This is a genomic window from Bacillus sp. FSL K6-1003 (genome assembly GCF_037964945.1).
GTDB lineage: Bacteria > Bacillota > Bacilli > Bacillales > Bacillaceae > Bacillus > Bacillus mojavensis.
Window position 1 is genome coordinate 3,201,855 of record NZ_CP150176.1, and the last position, 18,066, is coordinate 3,219,920.

Annotated in this window: 15 protein-coding genes; 6 read left to right on the forward strand and 9 right to left on the reverse strand. The window is 44.3% G+C overall.

Going from position 1 to position 18,066, the window contains the following annotated elements; genetic code table 11:
• Nucleotides 1–65: 65 nt before the first annotated feature.
• Together NSU16_RS16425 and NSU16_RS16430 are read left to right on the forward strand one after the other, a co-directional pair.
• Nucleotides 66–548 (forward strand): metal-dependent hydrolase, encoded by a 483-nt coding sequence (locus NSU16_RS16425; RefSeq protein WP_024122827.1) that lies wholly within the window; start codon nt 66–68, stop codon nt 546–548.
• Nucleotides 549–649: 101 nt separating this feature from the next.
• A complete protein-coding gene (locus NSU16_RS16430; protein WP_339192707.1) occupies nt 650–2,506 on the forward strand; it encodes an LTA synthase family protein in 1,857 nt (618 codons plus the stop codon).
• 26 nt (nt 2,507–2,532) lie between these two features.
• On the opposite strand, the gene NSU16_RS16435 is transcribed toward NSU16_RS16430, so the two are convergent.
• On the reverse strand, nt 2,533–3,459 hold the full coding sequence (locus NSU16_RS16435) for a substrate-binding domain-containing protein (protein ID WP_268471569.1): 927 nt from the start codon (nt 3,457–3,459) through the stop codon (nt 2,533–2,535).
• A gap of 110 nt (nt 3,460–3,569) precedes the next feature.
• Between NSU16_RS16435 and modA the strand changes: the two genes are divergently transcribed.
• Entirely contained in the window at nt 3,570–4,352 is a 783-nt protein-coding gene (gene modA / locus NSU16_RS16440) for a molybdate ABC transporter substrate-binding protein (protein ID WP_268471570.1), read from the forward strand.
• Nucleotides 4,324–5,034 carry a molybdate ABC transporter permease subunit gene (gene modB, locus NSU16_RS16445; RefSeq protein ID WP_168748734.1) on the forward strand — a complete coding sequence of 237 codons (711 nt, stop codon included), beginning with the start codon at nt 4,324–4,326 and terminating at the stop codon, nt 5,032–5,034. The genes modA and modB overlap by 29 nt, the downstream gene beginning before the upstream one ends.
• Nucleotides 5,035–5,049: 15 nt before the next feature.
• On the opposite strand, the gene pgoN is transcribed toward modB, so the two are convergent.
• Complete coding sequence (gene pgoN, locus NSU16_RS16450) at nt 5,050–5,880, reverse strand: glyoxal/methylglyoxal reductase (RefSeq protein ID WP_010331868.1); 831 nt, start codon at nt 5,878–5,880, stop codon at nt 5,050–5,052.
• Nucleotides 5,881–6,124: 244 nt separating this feature from the next.
• Here pgoN and yvgO point away from each other — a divergent pair, with 244 nt between their 5' ends.
• Nucleotides 6,125–6,610 (forward strand): stress response protein YvgO, encoded by a 486-nt coding sequence (gene yvgO / locus NSU16_RS16455; protein WP_010331869.1) that lies wholly within the window; start codon nt 6,125–6,127, stop codon nt 6,608–6,610.
• 46 nt (nt 6,611–6,656) lie between these two features.
• Here the strand turns inward: yvgO and NSU16_RS16460 are convergent, their stop codons facing one another.
• From NSU16_RS16460 to helD, 4 genes are all read right to left on the reverse strand, one after another.
• Nucleotides 6,657–8,669, reverse strand: a complete 2,013-nt coding sequence (locus NSU16_RS16460; RefSeq protein ID WP_168748735.1) for a Na+/H+ antiporter — start codon at nt 8,667–8,669, stop codon at nt 6,657–6,659.
• Between the two features lie 259 nt (nt 8,670–8,928).
• Nucleotides 8,929–10,647, reverse strand: a complete 1,719-nt coding sequence (cysI, locus tag NSU16_RS16465; RefSeq protein ID WP_339191516.1) for an assimilatory sulfite reductase (NADPH) hemoprotein subunit — start codon at nt 10,645–10,647, stop codon at nt 8,929–8,931.
• 25 nt (nt 10,648–10,672) lie between these two features.
• Entirely contained in the window at nt 10,673–12,487 is a 1,815-nt protein-coding gene (locus NSU16_RS16470) for an assimilatory sulfite reductase (NADPH) flavoprotein subunit (protein ID WP_339191517.1), read from the reverse strand.
• Between the two features lie 174 nt (nt 12,488–12,661).
• Nucleotides 12,662–14,986 (reverse strand): RNA polymerase recycling motor HelD, encoded by a 2,325-nt coding sequence (gene helD / locus NSU16_RS16475; RefSeq protein ID WP_339191519.1) that lies wholly within the window; start codon nt 14,984–14,986, stop codon nt 12,662–12,664.
• Between the two features lie 576 nt (nt 14,987–15,562).
• Here helD and NSU16_RS16480 point away from each other — a divergent pair.
• The gene (locus NSU16_RS16480) at nt 15,563–15,997 is read left to right on the forward strand and encodes a hypothetical protein (RefSeq protein WP_168748739.1); all 435 of its coding nucleotides are present in this window, start codon (nt 15,563–15,565) and stop codon (nt 15,995–15,997) included.
• 109 nt (nt 15,998–16,106) lie between these two features.
• On the opposite strand, the gene NSU16_RS16485 is transcribed toward NSU16_RS16480, so the two are convergent.
• From NSU16_RS16485 to NSU16_RS16495, 3 genes are all read right to left on the reverse strand, one after another.
• Nucleotides 16,107–16,718, reverse strand: a complete 612-nt coding sequence (locus NSU16_RS16485) for a trimeric intracellular cation channel family protein (protein ID WP_339191521.1) — start codon at nt 16,716–16,718, stop codon at nt 16,107–16,109.
• A 208-nt stretch (nt 16,719–16,926) separates the two neighbouring features.
• On the reverse strand, nt 16,927–17,343 hold the full coding sequence (locus NSU16_RS16490) for a disulfide oxidoreductase (protein WP_168748741.1): 417 nt from the start codon (nt 17,341–17,343) through the stop codon (nt 16,927–16,929).
• Between the two features lie 4 nt (nt 17,344–17,347).
• Entirely contained in the window at nt 17,348–18,016 is a 669-nt protein-coding gene (locus NSU16_RS16495) for a DsbA family protein (RefSeq protein ID WP_010331877.1), read from the reverse strand.
• Nucleotides 18,017–18,066 lie beyond the last annotated feature (50 nt).

The window sequence follows — 18,066 nt, forward strand, 5'->3', positions numbered from 1 at the left end:
CATACATTCTCTTGATATATTTGTAATTCAGAGATTTTTGCAAAACATAAAGGAGAAGCGGGGAAATGACAGGAAAAACACACATCATGGGAGGCATCGCTTCTTGTACCGCAGCAGCTTATTATTATGGATTTGACCCAGTACTCATGGCGGCGTCCGGCGCGGTTGGCGCATTAATTCCCGACATCTGCCACACACAAAGTAAAATCGGAAGAAGATTTCCTATCTTATCGAAAATAGTAAGTTCCGTATTTGGCCATCGCACCTTTACCCACAGCCTGCTGTTTCTTCTCATCATGTTTTTTATCACAGCTACATATATTCCAGATAAAAACATATCAGCAGGGCTGATGATTGGAATGGCAAGCCACTTGGTTCTGGATGCCTGGACAGTGAATGGCATCAAATTGTTATTCCCTTCAACCATTCGCATACGGCTGCCGCTGTATATGAAGACAGGCAGTTTTTCCGAACAGCTTGTGTTGGCCGGTCTGACAATAGCATCATGCTATTATTTTTATATGCTGTTCCATGGGCGCATGTTTTAAACCGAGTGCTGAAGCTTGTCTAAGAAGACTGTTTTTAGTAGGTTTTACATAAGAAGCATCTCATGGCAGATGTTCAAGAAAACGTGAGGAGTTATAAATTGATGAAAGGAACCCTTTTTCACAATCAGCGTTTTTTAAGTTTATCCATCTTATTCATGTGGATCAAAACTTATGTGATCTATAAACTGGGCTTTGATTTGCAGACCGACTCTCTATTACAGGAGCTGATTCTGCTGATCAATCCGCTTAGCTTCATACTCCCTCTATTTGGAATTGGCCTGCTTTTACAGGGCAGCAAGCAGCGCATCTTTTTGCTGATTGCCAATTTGGTTCTGACTGCCATTTTGATCTCCAACACGATTTTTTACGGCTTTTATATCGATTTTATCACCATCCCGGTTTTGTTTCAGGCAAGCAACATGAGCGATATGGGCAGCAGTGTAAAAGAGCTGTTCAATCCTTTGTTCATCGCTCTGTTTGCGGATTTGACTTTTCTTCTGCTGCTCTCCAGAAAAGAAAAGAGACCGGAGTCAAAAGCGAACCCCCGTACGGTCAAACGGTACTATGCCGCTTCCTGCGGGATTCTTATATGTACGCTGGGGCTTGCCGAAATTGAACAGCCGAAGCTCTTGGCCCATTCCTTCGACCGGGAAGTGCTCGTCAAAAGTATTGGTCTGTTTCAGTTTCACATCTACGATACCATTTCTCAGACTGTCAATATGAGTGCGAAGGCATTTGCCGATGAAGACAGCCTCTCTACAATTAAAAACTACACTGAGGCTGACTACAGCAAGCCCAATCAAAGCAAGTTCGGACTGGCAAAGGGACGGAATGTGATTTTTGTGACGCTTGAATCGACTCAAAGCTTTGTTCTGAATGAAAAGGTAAACGGAAAAGAAATTACCCCGTTCATGAATGACCTGATGAAAAAGAGCTATACCTTTGATCATTTTTATCAGCAAACAGAGCAAGGCAAAACGTCTGATTCGGAATTTATCGTCGCTAACTCTCTATACCCTTCCCTAAGCGGCGCCGTCTTTTTTACGAAAAGCGACCATCAATTTCATACGATGTACAAATCACTCAAGCAGCATGATTATTATTCAGCCGTCTTTCACGCCAATCATAAGACATTTTGGAACAGAGATGTGATGTATGAAACGTTTGGGATTGACCGCTTTTTTGATGTCGATGAATTCCATGTGACTCCTGAAACCTCAACAGGCTGGGGTTTAAAGGATAAGGAATTTCTGGAACAGTCAGCTGGTAAACTGAAAAGCCTGCCGCAGCCGTTCTACAGCAATTTCATCACATTGACGAACCATTTTCCGTTTGAAATTGACGAAAAGGATCAGCTGATTGATGAATATGATTCAAGCAGCGACCTGTTAAACCGCTATGTGACGACGGTTCGCTATGAGGATGAAGCACTGAAGCATTTTATCAAAAAGCTCAAGGATGAAGGCTTATACGAAAACTCGATGATTGTCTTTATGGGAGATCATTACGGCATCTCAGAAGCTCATAATAAAGCCCTGGCAGAGTTTTTAGGAAAAAGTGACATTACGCCGTATGACACCGTTCAGCTTCAGCGGGTGCCGTTTATTATTCATATTCCTGGAATCACTGATCAAAATCCGGAAACAATCTCCGATGCCGGAGGGCAGGTTGACGTTAGGCCGACCCTGATGCACCTGCTCGGAATCAATACAAAAGGTGATATTCAGTTCGGCAATGATTTGCTGTCAAACGACCGAACGCCATTTGCCGTGCTGAGAAACGGCAGCTTTATCACGAACGACTATGTGTATACGAAAAACACATGCTACAGCCAAAAAACAGGAGAAGTGTTAGAAAACCAAGATGCATGCACTCCCTATAAGGAAAAAGCAAATGAAGAGCTGTCTCTCTCTGATAAAATGTTAAACGGAGACCTTCTGCGTTTTTATGGTCAATAAAAAAATCCCTCTAAGAGGGATTTTTTTCATGTTTCGTATATCACTTTGCCTGTCAGCTTCGTTTGATAGCCATTGAGATGAGACAGGTTGGCCTTATAGTCTTCCGATTTCAAGATGCTCTTTACAGCTTTAAGCAGCTGCTGGTGTTTTTTCAAAATGACAACGTCGTATTGCTCCTCGATGAGCGGGATAAAATCAACGCTTCCCATATGTGCCGCGTGCTGCGCCCCGATTCCCGCGTCTGCCTGTCCGCTTGAGACTTGGGAGGCAACAGCATAATGATCAGTCACAGTGTCACTGTACCCCTTGACATCTGAAGGCGTCACACCAAGCAGACCAAGCTGTTCGTCAAGAAGCACTCTTGCGCCCGATCCTTTTTCTCTGTTGATGATGCGGATGTCAGTTCGTTTCAGGTCATTCCAGCCTTGTATATTTTTTGGATTTCCTTTTTGAACGTATAGGCCGGCTTTGCGAAGAACAACATTCATCTGACAAAACGGTTCGCCTGACAGAATGCGTTTGACATAAGGCGTGTTATATTGAGCGGTTTCCGCATCGTACAGATGCAGGCTGACAATGTCGCATTTGCCTTGGTACATGTCAATCAGGCTGTTTAAGCTGCCTTTGTATTGGCGGAGCGGCGTCTCTTGAATGGCATTTTCCAAATGCTTGCTGAGCAGATCCATCGATATATCCTGTCCGCTGATAACGACATTCTGCCTGCCCTCCGGCATCGGCTCCTGTGCCTTTCTTGGCTCTTCGTGTGTAGACACAGGCTGAGACATCCTCATGTTTGCCTTATATTGCTTTAAATCTGCTTCATCGACACGCATCTGCCTTCCGACACGGTAAGCAGGGATCATGCCTTTTTTAATCAAATCATAAACGGTCAGCTTTGATACCTTCAGCAGACCAGCAACTTCTTCTATCGTATAGGAAGAGGTTTCATTCATTATCATCACTCTCCTATTTCATTATACCTTTTCGGAGAATGTATAAAAACCCACATAACTCAAACATAATCCGTTATAATTAGATATAACTAAACATAAGGGGTGCAATCATGTTTAAGAAGTATTCCATTCTGACCGCAGCATTAACTGTTTTTCTGCTTGCATCAGGCTGCTCTGCCAGCCAGTCATCAAGTGACAATGAGAAAGAAGTGACCTTAACTGTCTCAGCAGCTGCCAGTGCCCAGGATGCACTCGAGGAAATTCAAAAGAATTATGAGAAAGCCCATCACAATATTACGATCCAAGATAACTTTGGCTCATCAGGCGCCTTACAAAAGCAAATTTCTCAAGGAGCCGGGGCTGATCTGTTCTTCTCAGCCGCTGAGGACAAATTCCAAAAGCTTGTAGATGATGGGGATATCGCTAAAAAAGACAGCACTGATGTAGTCGGAAATGAAATTGTGCTGGTCGTGCCAAAAGACGGAGATTCACCTGTCAAAAGCTTCGACAATCTGACTGATTCAGAAAAAATCGCTCTTGGAACCCCGGAATCCGTGCCGGCAGGAGCTTATGGAAAAGAATCACTGACAAAGCTGTCTCTATGGGACAAAATAAAAGATAAGATCGTTTACGGAAAAGACGTTCGCCAGGTTCTTTCATATGTAGAAACAGGCAATGTAGACGCAGGCGTCGTTTATAAAACGGACGCGCTGATCTCTAAGAAAGTCAAAATCGTCGACGAGGCAAAAGCTGACACACACAGCCCGATTGTTTATCCGTTAGGAATTGTAAAAGATACGAAACACTATAAGGAAGCGAAGGAATTTTACGATTACCTGCAAACAGATGAAGCGATGAAAGTGTTTGAGAAGTATGGTTTTACTGCTGCATAACATCAGCACTTCAGAATTTTTTACGCCGGTTGCGCTTTCCTTTCAAGTGGCGGCGGTCGCCGGAATCGCGGTGATCATTCTCGGAACATTGGCGGGAGCGTGGATGGCGCGGGCTTCATTTTTCGGAAAAACTGCACTCGAAACGATTTTTATGCTTCCTCTCGTTCTTCCGCCCACCGTTGTCGGTTTTATTTTGATTGTCATTTTTGGAAAGCACAGCTTCATCGGACAAGCGATCGAATGGATCTTTCACCAGCCCGTCATTTTCACCTGGTGGGCCGCTGTGATTGCTTCTGCTATCGTTGCTTTTCCGCTTATGTATCAATCGGCCAAAACTGGATTTTCCGATATTGACCCTGATATAGAGGGAGCGGCAATGGTAGACGGCGCAAGCAGATGGAAGGTGTTTATCCATATCTCCATTCCGCTGGCATATCCATCATTGCTGACCGGAAGCATCCTCAGCCTGGCGCGGGCGCTCGGTGAATTCGGCGCCACCTTGATGTTTGCCGGGAATATCCCGGGTGTTACCCAAACACTGCCGACGGCCATTTATGTGGCTTTGGATTCCGGCAACAACACACTTGCGTGGGCTTGGGTCATCTGTATCATCGTGATTTCCTTTCTGATGCTGTTTTTGATTCAACTGAAAAAAACACATGAAAAAACTCCCCGTACTTAGACGGGGAGTTTTTGATTAAAACAGAAGCTCATCGGGGTTTGGACCGACACGTTCATCTTGATTTAACGCATCAATTTTGTCCATGTCTTCTTGAGACAATTCAAAATCAAAAATATCAGCGTTTTCGATAATACGGTGTTCTTTAATGGATTTTGGAATCGTTACAACTTCATGCTGAAGATCCCAGCGCAAAATCACTTGTGCTACAGATTTATTATATTTTTCAGCGATCTGTGTGAGCACATCGTTATCCAGCAGCTGACCCTGCATAAGCGGAGACCATGCTTCCAGCTGGATGCCTTGCGCTTTGCAGTAGTCTCTTAATTCTTTCTGTGTCAAACGAGGGTGAAATTCAACTTGGTTCACCATCGGTTTGATTTCAGCATCTTTCAAAAGCTCTTCTAAATGATGAACTTGGAAGTTGCTGACGCCGATCGCGCGGATTTTGCCGTCTTTATACAGCTTTTCAAGCGCGCGCCATGTATCTTTATATTTATCCTTGCCAGGCCAGTGGATTAAATATAAGTCTAAATAATCAAGCTGAAGTCTTTCCAGGCTTTTTTCAAAGGCAGCAAGCGTAGTGTCATAGCCCTGATCTTCATTCCATACCTTTGATGTAATGAAGAGCTCTTCTCTTGCAACACCGGATTCTTTGATGCCGATGCCTACACCTTCTTCATTTTTATAGACAGCCGCTGTATCAATGCTGCGGTAGCCATTTTTAATCGCAGCTTTAACAGATTCAGTCGCTTCACTGCCGTTTTCTACTTTAAAAACGCCAAGACCGAACCAAGGCATTTCAACTCCGTTATGTAGCTTTACAGTATCTTTTAAACTTGTTGCCACTTGAACATCCACCCTTTCATTGAAATGTAAGCGCCTATATTATCTCACATTCCTCTCAGCAGATACCAATAATACGCTTAAGAGCCTCTTATTGCTTCTTTTTTCATAAGGATGAATTTCATCTCATAGTAAATTATGAGCATTACCGCTAATTTTTTCCTATTTTATCAATTATAAGATTAGTTAGACAGCGAGCAGGGTAAGCGAATACTGTAGCCCACAAAAACATAGAGGAGGAAACAAATTGAAACGTATTCGTATCCCAATGACTATTGCTCTTGGCGCCGCTTTGACAATTGCCCCTTTTTCCCTTGCCTCTGCTGAGGAAAATCCCGCACCGAAGATCTCACAGAAAACAACCGCCGGAACTGCTGCCGCAGAAGTCGGTTTAAACGTTAACCTTGATTTGCTTGGAATTGCCAACCAAATTTCAGATGCCATTAAATCAGCCCAGAACCGCGATGGTTTTGTGAAAAATCTCATGGAATCTTCCTTCTACGCATCCGGCCAAAAATATAACGTCATGGTTTTTAACTTAAGCCAGGAATATGAAGATCATTTAAATGGTGTGCAGTTTTACGGCTCGGCCGTTTATGACGGCATTACGTACGGCATTTGGGTATTTGAAGACGGAAGCTTCACAAACAAAGGAGACGGCGGCTGGATCAACTGGGCCTTCAGAGGCTGGTTTGACCGGCATGACAACACTGTCGAATTCCATCGTCCCTAACCTATAGAAAAAAGCTGGCATCCGATGCCAGCCTTTTTTCTTGAAGTTATTCGCCGCCTTCTAGCATTGCGGCTTCCACATCATTAATATATTGGCGAAGCTCATGAGAGATGTCCCGGGAAATTTCCCGCTCCTCAAAGAGTGTCTGAATCTCATTTCTGATCGCCTGCACAGCCTTCAGCTTTACTTCCAGCTTCTGATTTTCGAAATGGGCGCTCGATTTATGTTCGTGATGGCTGTGCTTCAATCTGAAAATTAATTGTTTATAAAACGAGATGACAGATAAAAATACTTCCTTATGTTCTTCCGGTATATGCTTTTCCAAATGTTCAAGCGCGGCTTTAGCCGTTTTAACTCTAGTTGCTCTCATTAATCCCTCTTCGTTTAAAATCGACATCTCCGGCTTTTTATGCTCTCCGAAGAAAATCCAATGCATCAGCCGTTTCAGCCTTGTCTTTGATAAACCGACTTTAAACGGGTTGGCATACAAAATTTCTAATTCATTAAATCGTTCCTGCAGAGCGTTTGCCGTTTCTTCCGGGATGTCTCCCCGCTCCAGCAGTTTCATCAGTTCTTCTTGCTCGGCTTTAATCCCTTGAGCGCGGATTTTCCGTTCATACTTTTTTATGCGGGTTGACGTTGTGTATTGCTGAAAACGAAGGTTTTTCATTTTCTCATTGTATTCAGCAATGACCGCAAGAGACGCCGTTTTGTTTGTATCATTCATGCCTTCTTTAATCGTTTTGAGAGCCGTTTTAATCAGCTTGCGTCTCGCCGTCAGCAGCTTCTTATTTTTCTCTTCGTCATCTTCTTCTTTTTCAGTCAGAAGCGGAAGCACAACGGTGGCAATGACAAGCGTACATAAAATGACGCCTGCGGCTAAAAAGAGAATCAGATTTCTTTGCGGAAACGGTGTGCCGTCTTCCAAGAAATATGGGATGGAGAATGAACCTGCAAGCGTAACTGCTCCCCGCACACCAGAAATGGAAATTAACAGTGTAGAACGAAGTCCCGGCTTATATATGGTTTGATCTTTATTAAAGAACCACTTGCCGTTCCAGAAGAACAGCACCCACAGAAATCTGAGGAGCATTAACGTAAATGTAATGACCAGAATATAGCCGATCACTTTCATGTTGCTGATCGCTGTATCGTTAAAAATGACGGAAATGACATCCGGAATCTGTGTGCCAAGGATGACAAAGACAAGACCGTTCAAAATAAATAAAATAATATTCCACGTACTCGATGAGACGATTTGCAGCTTGACCATCGTCGATTCGAGACGATCCTGTTCAACCGCATGCGTAATACCGCCTGCCACAACGGCTAAAATGCCGGAAACACCGATTTCCTCCGCTGCCAAATAAATCACAAACGGCGTCAGAATTTGAATCAGCATGTGCATCGTGACATCCTGCATGCCAAGGCGGCGCAGGAATAGACGAAAGCGGATAATCAAGAACGAAATCACAACCCCGCACAAAAGGCCGCCAACAGAAATAAACACAAAGCTGACAGCTGCTTGGGCCAATGAAAAGGCCCCGGTAACCGCTGCGGCAATCGCAAACTTAAAGGCAACCAGACCTGATGCATCATTCATCAGTCCTTCCCCTTCAAGCAGGCGCAGAATTCCTTTGGGCATCTTCACCCTTCCTGATAATGCGCTGACAGCGACAACATCAGTCGGTGAAAGAATGGCTGCCAGTCCAAAGGCCGCTGCCAGCGGAATATCAGGAATCATCCAGTGGATCGTGTATCCTCCTACAATCACAGTGGCAAATACAAGGCCAAGTGCAAGCAATAAAATGGGGGCTCTTAAATTCCAAAGCTCCGCCCGAGGCGTCCTCTTTCCATCATTAAATAGAAGAGGCGCAATAAACAAAACGAAAAACAATTCCGTGTTTAATTCAAAATGAAGCCCCTGTGGAAATGAGGCGGCAATAATCCCAAGCGCCACCTGAATCAGAGGCACTGGAATAAACGGGATAAACCGATTGACAATGTTAGAAATCGCAATAATAGCCAGTAAAACAAGGACGACTAAAAATATGTCCAAATGCATAACCTCCTTAATCTGTTGCGTATCTGCATGATGAGTTAATCAATATTTGTCCGAAGAGGCTGAGGCTTGCAAAAGATAAAAGATGGCCTTACATCCCATACTGGATTCCGCAGGAGTCTCCTCCACACTAGTCTTCTTTTATAGTACCCTTTTTAGGGTATTTTTTCTCATGATATGCTCATGGTGAACTTTTTTGCCGTAAAGCAAAATGAAAAAGAGACAGGGCAATCCTCCCTGTCTCTCGTCTCTATAATCAATCATGAAAATTCGTGCCGTCAGTTGTCGCTTTAATGATACCGGCGCGAATGACGAAATCACCGAAGTGCTCGCCTTCCTCGCGTTCTTTCGCATAGCGGGAAAGCAGGACGCGCAGCTCGCTCAAAATGTCTTCTTCTCCGATATTTTCGCGGTACATTTTGCTTAAGCGGCTGCCGTCAAACGCAGCGCCTAGATACATATTATATTTGCCAGGCGCCTTTCCAATAAATCCAATCTCTCCGAGCGCATGGCGGGCGCAGCCGTTCGGGCAGCCTGTCATGCGAATGGTAATTTCCTCATCACGAAGACCGTTTTCGTCAATAATCTCTTCTACTTTATCTAAAAGGGACGGCAAGTAACGTTCTGCTTCAGCCATTGCCAATCCGCAGGTCGGAAGTGCGACACATGCCATAGAGCTGCGACGGAGCGCTGAATGATGCTTCCCGTCAGTTAAACCGTATTGGTCGATTAACGCGTTGATTTCGTCCTTTTTCTCGCTTGAAACGTTACCGATAATCAAGTTCTGATTGGCTGTCAGACGAAAATCACCTGTATGAACTTTAGCAATTTCACGCAAGCCTGTCATCAGCTTATAATCCTCGTAATCCGTCACGCGGCCGCCTTCGACAAACAGCGTAAAATGCCATTTATCCTCAATGCCTTCTACCCAGCCGTAGCGGTCGCCGTTATGGTCAAAATGGTACGGCTTCGCTTCTTCCAGGCTCCAGCCGAGACGATTTTCCAATTCCTCTTTCACTGTTTCCAAACCGAGGCGGTCAACTGTGTATTTGAAACGGGCATTTTTACGGACGGAACGGTTTCCGTAGTCTCGCTGAATGGTAATTGTTTTTTCAGCAACGTCATACATTTGTTCAGGGCGGCAGAATCCAATTACCTTGGCTAATTGCGGATATGTCGCTTTGTCGCCGTGCGTCATTCCCATACCGCCGCCGATTGCCACGTTAAATCCGATAAGCTTGCCATCTTCCACAATTGCAATGAATCCGAGATCCTGAGAAAAGACATCAATATCGTTTGACGGCGGAACCGCAATACCGATTTTGAATTTCCGCGGCAGGTAAAGCGGCCCGTACATTGGCTCGACTTCTTCTGCGTCAGGTGTGCCGGCCACTCTTTCTTCATCAAGCCAAATTTCATGATACGCTCTCGTCCGAGGCAGGAGATCGTCACTTAATGTTTTGGACCATTCGTATACTTCAGAATGGATTTCAGACTGGTAAGGATTCGATGTGCACATGACATTCCGGTTTACATCTCCGCAAGCTGCGATTGTATCCAGAAGAGCCGAGTGGATCGTCTGAATGGTTTTTTTCATGTTCCATTTTAAAATCCCATGCATTTGGAACGTCTCACGAGTCGTCAGCTTTAGGGTGCCGTTACCGTATTTCTGTGAAAGATCATCCATCACGAGCCATTGCTCAGGCGTTGATACGCCGCCCGGCATACGGACACGCAGCATGAACTGATAAGCCGGTTCAAGCTTTTGCTTTTGGCGTTCATTGCGGAGGTCCCGGTCATCCTGCAAATAACTGCCGTGGTGTTTCATCAGGCGGTTATCATCATCCGGAATTCCCGCACTGATCCGATCCAGCATCACTTCTTTCAGTGTGCCGCGCAAATAATCGCTTTTTTCTTTAATGCGCTCGACGTCACTTGGAGAGCCGTCCGGTGCTTTTAAGATTTTGATCACCATGTTGAAAAACTCCTTTCAGGTCAAATCAGTATACATCACGCTGATAACGTTTTTGCTGCTGCATATCGGCAAGATAAACTTCCGCTTCTTCACGGGTCATATTGCCTTCTTTTTCTATAATTTCTAAAAGGGTGTTATGGACATCGTGTGCCATGTGCTTTTCATCTCCGCAAATGTAAACAGCCGCTCCTTCTTGAAGCCATTCAAACAGTTCTGCACTCTGTTCAAGCATGCGGTGCTGCACATACACTTTTTCTTCCGTATCGCGTGAAAACGCAACGTCCATTTTTGTAAGCACGCCGTCTTTCAGCCAATTCTGCCACTCTGTCTGATAAAGGAAATCTGTAACAAAATGCTGATCACCGAAGAACATCCATGCTTTTCCTTCAGCTCCCGTCTCCTCTCGTTCCTGCATAAAGGAACGGAACGGCGCAACGCCTGTCCCAGGGCCGACCATGATAATTGGTGTTTCAGGATCCTTCGGAAGCTTGAAGTTCTGATTATGCTGGACATAAACCGGCAGTGTGTCTCCCGGCTGCAGACGCTCAGCGCATAAAATCGAGCAGACGCCTTTTCGTTCGCGGCCATGCGCGTCGTACCGGACTGCACCAATCGTTAAATGCACTTCATCCGGGTTTGCGGATAAGCTGCTCGCAATTGAATAGAGGCGGGCCGGCATTTTTCGAAGAATGGATACAAATTCTTGCGCCGTTACACTGAACGGGCCATAATCCCGGATCAAATCAAGCAAATCGCGCCCTTCCATATACGCTTTCACTTTCCCCTCATTTCCCGGTGCTAAAAGCTCTCTAAGCTCCTCGCTTCCCGTCAAATGAGCAGCCTGTTCAAGAAGCGGCTTTGTGAGAACAGTAATTTCATAATGGGAAATCAGCGCTTCTTTCAGCGGACGGACATCGCCTTGCTTATTCAGCGTCACAATCTCTTCGGGATCCCAATTCATTTCCTGAAGCAGCGCATCGACAAGCTCCGGATCATTTTCCGGATAGACGCCGAGGCTGTCACCAGGTTCATACGTAAGGCCTGATCCTTCAAGAGACAATTCCACATGGCGTGTTTCTTTATTTGATCCGCGGCCGTTTAAATTTAAATTTTCTAACACTTCCGCCCGAAACGGATTTGTTCTTGAATACGCAGATTCACCAGTTTGAGGCGCTGCTGCCGGCGCAGGCGCGGCGCTTCCGCCCTCGGCTTCACTTAAGCCTTCAAATACGCTTTCCAGCCATTCAGCAGCCGGCTCATCATAGTCCAAATCACAATCAACGCGCGGAGAAATTCGTTTCCCGCCAAGCTCTTCCAAGCGCTGATCAAATTCTTTTCCTGTCTGACAGAAGAATTCGTATGAACTGTCACCAAGCGCCAAAACAGAAAAGCGAAGATCCTCAAGCTTAGGCGCCCGTCTTCCGTGCAAAAATTCGTGAAACGACAGTGCGTTATCAGGCGGCTCGCCTTCGCCATGCGTACTGACGACAATCAGAAGATTGTTAATTTTCTTGAGCTGGTTCGGCTTAAAATCACTCATAGATGAAACGGTGACTTGAAAGCCTCGCTCCTCAAGCTGCTTGCCGGCGTTCTCTGCAAGCCCTTGTGCGTTTCCCGTCTGTGAACCGTAAAGAACGGTGACTTCTTTTGAAATGGCCGGTGCCGTTACACCCGCAGACTCAGCAGCCGGCGCCCCCGTTGTTTCCAATACGGAAACAGATGGCGCTGATAAATAGCCGCTCAGCCAAATTTTCTGAGATTCTGTCAAGGTTGGCAGAAGGCGGTTAAGGAGCTCTGCCTGCTCCTGATTAAACGGACTGTTCATGACCTGAAGTTGCAACGTATCCACCTCACAAAATTGTATAAACTGATCGAAATAGTATCTAATTGAACTTTACCGGAAGACACACCGCAAGTAAAATATATTTACATGATGATAACGATTAAGATTATTAATGATAAAACCCTTTGTCTCATTGAAATGAAGAAAAAAAGAGAAGGTATCCCTTCTCTTTCAATCAGCATTCTTATATAAATGAGGGGGCACAGCACTCACAAACGGACTTGGCTCACCGATAGAAGATACAGTCAGCCCGTGCATGGCCCGGGTGCAGGCAGTGTACAGCAGCCTGCGGTCGTGCTCTGTTCTATATTGCTCTTCTGAGGCATCATAGACAAGTACTGCGTCAAACTCAATTCCCTTCGCTAAATAAACCGGAATAACACAGACTCCCTTTTGAAACGTTTGGTTTTCTTTATGAATCAGCCGAATATCGATATATTCGCTCATTTGAGCGTGTACCTGTCTTGACTGCTGCGCCGTTTTGCAAATAACGGCAATGGTTTCATGCCCTTTCTTTCTAAGGCGCCCAATTTCTTTCGTAAGCTTTTGGCAAAGATCCTCGCGACCCTCGCTTTTTAACACGCAGGGCATTTCCCCATCTCTGTTAAAAGGCTCGATATCCGCCCCGTCCTGAAGCAGCGCCTTTGTCAATTCCACAATTTGTCTCGTTGATCTGTACGTTCTTTTTAAACGGACACATTCAGCCTGCTCATCTTCAAAGCCGGCATCCATACGCGCTGCACCGTTTATTGCATGGGCATAAATAGACTGATTGATGTCACCGAGCACTGTCATGCTGGCAGACGGGAAATTACTCCTTATATACGCCATCTGGAATGGAGAATAATCTTGAGCTTCATCGATAAATAGATGTTTGATCTGCGTGTTTTTCTTTCTGCCTTCTAGCAAATCCTGCAAATACAGAAATGGAGACGCGTCCTCATAGAGCAGTTTATTTTCTCCAAATGCCGATCTTGTCAGCTCCCCTATGGCCGCAGTCGAATCCGTTTGGTATTTGCTTCCCCAGTCAGAAAACAATTGCAGATACAGCTGTTTGACATCAAGAAACGCCAGCTGTCTGACTGCCTGTTTAATTGGGCTGAAAGCCTTTTTTACAATCATGGCGGCAAGCAGCTGCTGTTCTCTTTGATGGTCGTTAAATGTACTCTCACTAAACCGTTTTCTTGCCTGCAGCTTTTTGTACACTTCCAAATATTCCTCTTTGTCGAGAAGCTCGGCTTCCTGTACGACCCAATCCTTTCGCCGTTCCTTTTTCTCCAGCTTGTTAAGCTCACTCAGAAGCCAATTCGCTGTTTGTTCCATTCGGTTCGGAATGGACTGGCTTTGATCGAGCGAGTAAAAATATGCTTGGACCTGTTCCTTTGTGATCAGTTTTTGCTCGCGGAAAACGATATTTTTAAAGATCATTCTTTCAGAAGACAGCCTGCTGACGTATTCATCAATAAATTGCTGAAAAGATAAACCTGCCTTCCACGTGATTCCGGCAAGCCTTGATTGAAAACGGCCATCTTTTGTTTTGGTCAGGCAATATTCCAGCTGATCAAAGGGGCTTTCACATTGAAACTTGCGGCCAAGCCGATGCTCGATATATTCCTGAAACGTCGCCTGGTCCATATTTTCTTCGCCTAATTCAGGCAAAACAGAGGAGACATAGCTGTTAAACAAAAAGTTGGGGGAAAATAAAACGATTTGTCCGGCATCAATGACACCGCGGTGCCTGTATAACAAATAAGCGACACGCTGGAGCGCCGCTGACGTTTTTCCGCTGCCTGCCGCACCCTGCACAATCAGAAATTTGCTTTTTTCATTTCGGATAATCTGATTTTGTTCTTTTTGAATCGTGGACACAATGTTTTTCATTTGTGTATCAGAATGGTGGCTTAACACCTCTTGGAGCATCTCATCTCCGATCGTCATATCTGTATTAAACATCGCTTTGAGAGCGCCGTTTTTAATGATAAACTGGCGCTTCAGCACCATTTCCCCTTCTATCGTTTCACCGGGTACCTCGTATTCAGCTTTTCCTGGGGAATAATTATAGTAAAGGCTTGATATCGGCGCTCTCCAATCATAAATCAGAAAGTGTTCCTCCTTATCATCCATACAGGATGCTAAACCGATATAGATCTGCTCCGCCTGTTTGTCGCCGTTTTCAATAAAATCAATCCGGCCGAAATAAGGCGTTGCTTTTAATTGATGAATTCGCTTGAGCTGCTGATCCATATGCCGATGATTCCGTTCCCGATCAGACAGCAGCTCTGCTTGCTGCTTAATGCTTGCCATCGTTTCAACAGCTTCATGGGCGTCATCAAAGTTAACCGTGACATCTTCCCAGAAGTTTTTTCGTAATCTGATAATATCATGCTTTAACCCGCCCGCAGACGTTTCGAGAAGCCGCTCTTTATTCTCGAGCTCCTGCAGTACATCATCTATTCTTGACTGCTCTTCTTTCCATTCCTTATCATGCTGATTCATGAACGGCACCTCCAGAAAATAGTTGACAAACGAACAAGAAATAAGGTAAAATAGAATTGGATATATATTTAATATATGATAAAAACAGGCAAATACAATTTATAATAGCACATTCACCCAACATCGTTCAAGGTTTGGGTTATTTATATGCATTAAAAAACCGATTTCAACTCGAGATCGGTTTTTTATTTTAAGATTTCACATTGATCACTGCTGGACGTGCTTTTCTTAGGTTGCGAATCTTCTCTTTTATCAGTATCGATTCCTTATTCCATTCCATCTTCGATAGGATATATCTTTTTCATTTTAAAAATATACAGAGCTTTACCGTGTTTGTCCGTTCATCTAACATGAAGAATGACTAAACTGGCTGTTATTGTCATCTTCCATAAAGCAACTACATCCTTGCTATCGTACCTATAGTCGCAGTAAAATAGTCATTTTTCATCCAATTTCGACATATTTCAACAAATTGAAGTTTTTAATTTGGGAGAATAGGACGATGTTACATTATTTCTCTCGGTTTATGATATGAACATGAAGAAAGAACCAGAATAAGTTAGGAGGAAATACTCAGTGAAGAAAAAGCTATCTATGATGTTGCTGGCATTCGTCGTAGCCGTTACAAGTTTTACGGCGATTGACCTAGTAAACAACAAAGCGGAAGCTAAAGATTGGGTTAAAAAAGGGCAAATATGGAGTACTCATTACCATTCGGGCTCGTTTAAAAACTATACTTACTCGCCAACTTTTCATATTTATTATCCAGGGCAAGGAACTTGGGCCAACATTAAGGCAAACGGATCAGGCAGCGGGAAAATTACAGCAACTCTGCAACAAAAGACAAATAAAGGCTGGAAAAATGTTAAAACTTTTTATGCAACGAAAAAAGGCTCTACAAATTTAAGTTACAAACAAGCTTCTAAAAGCTACAAAACAACATACAGATTCAAATTCACTAACACAGGAACTAAAAAAACCATCAGCTATACATTTTGGGCTACCTATTAATTTTCAAACAGCTTTGCTCTGTGCGGCCAGCATTCGAAAGGACTTTTTATTTGATCCCAGCAGGCTACCATAAAAGAAACCTCTCCATGACGGAGAGGTTTCTTTTATTTTACTGACTATCTAAGCGAAAATAACGGTTTGGCAGCTTCCAATTAAACATATAAGAACAAACGCGGCATACGACGAGCAAAAAAAACAGCGCATATAAACCGATCGAGTTTCCGGTCCAGCCCAAGCCGACGATTAAACCGCCGAGCGCCGCCCATACCGCATAGATTTCCGCTTTCAGCACAAGCGGCTTGCGCCCGGCAAGCAGGTCCCGAATGATTCCTCCGCCGCTTCCCGTCAGAACCGCAGCCACGATAACGGCACTAAGCGGATGCCCCATTTTAACGGCATACAGGGCACCCTGAATAGCGAAGGCTGCAAGACCGATCGCATCGGATAAATTTCCCCATTTGTTCCAATGCTTCAGCAGCAGCTTTGGAAACAAGAAAACGATCGTGATCGATACCAGAGCGATTTGAAAGTACGCACCCTGCTCCCACAATGCTGACACCGGAACGCCGATCAGCAAATTGCGGATCGCTCCTCCACCAAAAGCTGTGACAATTCCTAATATATAAACACCTAAAATATCATATTCTTCTTCCATCGCAACAATTGCGCCGCTAACCGCAAACGCAATGATGCCGATCACACTGAGCAGCTCCCAAGCCATTCTGATGACTCCCTTTATATTTGTTAAATTTTCTGACGACCTCTAGATTTTATAACCGCTTCAGGTGAAAATCAATAACATTTTTATGATAAAAAAAGATAAATTTAGAGGGAAAACAGCAAACACCGATCAGCATGGGTTTACCTCTGGCAGCTCCTATCATTTGTACAAGTAAAAAAAGCGCCCTGCATTCGCGGGCGCTTTTTTCTTATTCAGATTTTTCACCTTTTAAAAGGCACATAAAAATGATGATCAAAATAAAAGCAATCAAGGCCAGAAACGGAATGGTTACAAAACCGAACCAGTTAATATATTGACCCGAGCAAGGCACACCGCTTATACATGGCTTGATGCCGCTAAAGCCCGGCACTTTTTGCTCCAGATAGTGCATAATCGAAATAAATGCGCCGATAATCGCCATCGGCAGCACATATTTTTTCACGCGTGTGTCACCCTGAAAGGTGGCGATTCCTAAAATCAGAACGAGCGGATACATGAGAATACGCTGGTACCAGCACAGTTCACACGGGATGAATTTTCTGATTTCACTGAAATACAGGCTGCCCAGCATGGCAATTAGAGCGACAACCCAGGAAGTATATAAAAAAACCATTCTATTTTTCATGCGCTTACTTCCCTTTCAGCTCTTTTTCTATCGTTTTTTTAATTTCTTTATAACTCGAAAAATCGCTTATCACTTTATCATTAACGTAAATCGTAGGCGTTGCTTTTATGTTCATTTTATTATTAAGAGCTGAATCCTTTTCCACTGCAGAAGCAAACGTTTCCTTATCAAGATTGTCCTTCAGCGTATCAGGGTTTACCTTCGTCGTGCTTTTTGCAATATCACCGAGAACCGCTGGCGTTACCCATTCCTGCTCTGTGTCCGGCTGCTTATCAAACAGCTTCTCATGAAATGCCCAGAAAGAATCAGGATCTTCTTTCCATACTTCCTCTGAGGCAAGAGCTGCTAACGTTGAGCCTTTTCCATGGAACATGACGTTCACGAAAGAAAATTTCACATCGCCCTTGTCAATAAAGTCTTTTTGGATTTTGGGGAAGATGTCGCTGTTAAACATCTTGCAAGACGGACATTTGTAATCTCCGAATTCCACTACTGTTACCGGTGCATCATCCTCGCCAAGCACAGGCTGGCCTTTGATAGACGGCTGTCCTGACACTGCTTCGTTGCCTTGCTCTGTTTTGTTATTAATGATGACAATTGCTGCTAATAAGACAACAACGACAACCGTAAGGATGACCGCGAATTTCGCAGAAGACTGCTGTTTCTTTTTCACTCCGACACCTCATCGTTTTAAAATTAAAAAAGAAGCGGATCTCCATTGAC

Coding starts and splice junctions, on each gene's coding strand:
- NSU16_RS16435 (WP_268471569.1), bottom strand. CDS start 3,459: ATGAATGAAACCTCTTCCTATACGATAGAAGAAGTTGCTGGTCTGCTG.
- helD (WP_339191519.1), bottom strand. CDS start 14,986: ATGAATCAGCATGATAAGGAATGGAAAGAAGAGCAGTCAAGAATAGAT.
- NSU16_RS16485 (WP_339191521.1), bottom strand. CDS start 16,718: ATGGCTTGGGAGCTGCTCAGTGTGATCGGCATCATTGCGTTTGCGGTT.
- NSU16_RS16490 (WP_168748741.1), bottom strand. CDS start 17,343: ATGAAAAATAGAATGGTTTTTTTATATACTTCCTGGGTTGTCGCTCTA.
- cysI (WP_339191516.1), bottom strand. CDS start 10,647: ATGGTGATCAAAATCTTAAAAGCACCGGACGGCTCTCCAAGTGACGTC.
- modA (WP_268471570.1), top strand. CDS start 3,570: ATGTTTAAGAAGTATTCCATTCTGACCGCAGCATTAACTGTTTTTCTG.
- NSU16_RS16425 (WP_024122827.1), top strand. CDS start 66: ATGACAGGAAAAACACACATCATGGGAGGCATCGCTTCTTGTACCGCA.
- NSU16_RS16430 (WP_339192707.1), top strand. CDS start 650: ATGAAAGGAACCCTTTTTCACAATCAGCGTTTTTTAAGTTTATCCATC.